Raw genomic sequence first — 2,331 nt, 5'->3', positions numbered from 1 at the left:
CTTGCGGATAAAAGTAGAAAAAAAGAAGTGGATTTCTCCACTTCAAAAAAGTCTAATATTTGGGGGTCACTACAGAAACACTGTTTTTTTGTTGCATTTTGAAAGTAAAACAACTAAAGTTAAAAATGGAAGATACAAAATTCACTATTTAATTTTATGGAGGTTTTAGTATGGCACATATTTCATTTGATCATTCAAAAATCAGTAAATTTGTACAACCGCATGAAATCACAAATTTACAACAACAAGTTTCGACTGCTGATAGCATGTTGCGTAACGGAACAGGAGCAGGCAGCGACTTCTTGGGTTGGATAAACTTACCAAAAAACTACGACAAAGAAGAATTTTCTCGTATCAAAGAAGCAGCTAAAAAAATCCAAGATGATTCAGAAGTGCTTGTTGTTTTAGGTATCGGCGGTTCTTACTTAGGTGCAAAAGCAGCATTGGATTTTATCAATCATAGTTTCTATAACTTACTGGACAACAGCAAGAGAAAAGCACCGCAAATTTTCTTTGCTGGAAACAGTATCAGTTCTACCTATATTAGCCACTTGATAGAAATCATTGGAGACCGTGATTTTTCAGTGAATATTATTTCTAAATCAGGAACAACAACTGAGCCTGCTATTGCTTTTCGTATCTTTAAAGAATTATTAGTGAAGAAGTACGGCAAAGAAGAAGCTAAAAAACGTATTTATGCAACAACAGATAAAGCAAGAGGCGCTTTAAAGAGTGAAGCAGACGCTGAAGGATATGAATCATTTGTTATTCCAGATGACATCGGCGGACGTTTTTCTGTATTGACAGCAGTAGGTTTATTACCGATTGCAGTCAGCGGAGCTGATATCGATGCCTTGATGCAAGGAGCTGCAGACGCATCTGATGCTTATGCCAGCGATAAACTAGAAGAAAATGAAGCTTATCAATATGCAGCAATCCGCAATATTTTATACCGCAAAGGTAAAGTAACGGAATTGTTGATCAACTATGAGCCAAACTTACAATATTTCTCTGAATGGTGGAAACAATTATTTGGAGAATCAGAAGGAAAAGATCAGAAAGGTATCTATCCATCAAGTGCCAACTTCTCTACTGATTTGCATTCATTGGGTCAGTATATTCAAGAAGGACGCCGCAATATTTTTGAAACAGTTATTAAAGTGGAAGAACCTAAAGTAAACATCAATATTCCGGAAACTAAAGAAGATCTTGACGGCTTAGGCTACCTGCAAGGAAAAGATGTTGATTTTGTCAATACTAAAGCTTTCCAAGGAACACTTCTTGCACACACAGATGGTGATGTGCCAAACATGATCGTCACTATTCCAGAAACAAATGAATATACATTAGGTTACTTGATGTATTTCTTTGAAATTGCTGTAGGGATTTCTGGCTACTTAAATGGCGTAAATCCATTTGACCAACCAGGAGTAGAAGCATACAAGAAAAATATGTTTGCCTTGCTTGGAAAACCAGGGTTCGAAGACCTAGCAAATGAATTGAACGAACGCCTATAATCATCTATTAGATCGCAATAGAAAAAATGAATTGAATCACACCTATGACTGCCCTATATGTAAATGTTGCAATTGTCTGCCTGATTACACGAGTTGGACAAAAGCGACAGCGTATGGGACAGTTTTTTTGGTTCTACAATATTTAATGTTGGTCTGTAAAAAATCATTTTTTTTAATGCTGAGCTCGTTAGAATCCTATTTATAGAAATTTCAGTAACCCATCGACCGTAGGAAATTTCTTTACCAACGTTAAAAGAGGAAGAACCAGTTTTTTCAATAATGATAAACGTGAGAAGAACAATGGCCTTTCTTTATTCTGTGAAGCAAATTTATAAGAAGATTTTTTTAGGTAGAAACTAACATCAGAAACCATTGAACAAAACAAGATGATTTATAAGAAATTAAATGATTTGAAGGATTCGAGACAATCTATCTTTCGTGAAATGTTTAAATATTCCTTTTTTTTATTTTTTTGAAAAAAGTTATTGACCAGTCAAATAAAAATTGATATAGTATTTGATGTTGTCGCTGCTAGAAGCCGACAGCAACGTTACAAATGAAACGAAGAAATTGTTAAAAAAGTGTTTGACAATTTCGGAGTGGTTATGCTAACATATAAAAGTCATCGAGGCACTTGCATCAATTTCAGTGAATAAATATTCATTGAAAAAAACATCAAAAATATGTTGACAAGCAATGGTGATGATGTTACCATTTAGAAGTTGTCGCTGAGACAACACACGCAAGAAATTAGACCTTTGAAAACTAAACAAAGTAAGACGAACCAATGTGTAGGGCGTTTTGACAAGTGTCA

General features: G+C 34.8%; 2 protein-coding genes. One reads left to right on the top strand and one right to left on the bottom strand.

Translation table 11 applies throughout. The features are described from left to right. Positions 1-170 precede the first annotated feature (170 nt). A complete protein-coding gene (locus BM057_RS11365) occupies positions 171-1,517 on the top strand; it encodes a glucose-6-phosphate isomerase (RefSeq protein ID WP_047392382.1) in 1,347 nt (448 codons plus the stop codon). 608 nt (positions 1,518-2,125) lie between these two features. Here BM057_RS11365 and BM057_RS11870 read toward each other — a convergent pair. After that, the coding region (locus BM057_RS11870) for a hypothetical protein (protein WP_218147476.1) at positions 2,126-2,331 on the bottom strand (206 nt) is incomplete at its 5' end.

It is taken from the genome of Pisciglobus halotolerans, assembly GCF_900113675.1.
Classification (GTDB): domain Bacteria; phylum Bacillota; class Bacilli; order Lactobacillales; family Carnobacteriaceae; genus Pisciglobus; species Pisciglobus halotolerans.
The sequence above is the reverse complement of the archived record's forward strand: the minus strand, read 5'-3'. Positions and strand labels throughout refer to the sequence as shown.

Coding starts and splice junctions, on each gene's coding strand:
- BM057_RS11365 (WP_047392382.1), top strand. CDS start 171: ATGGCACATATTTCATTTGATCATTCAAAAATCAGTAAATTTGTACAA.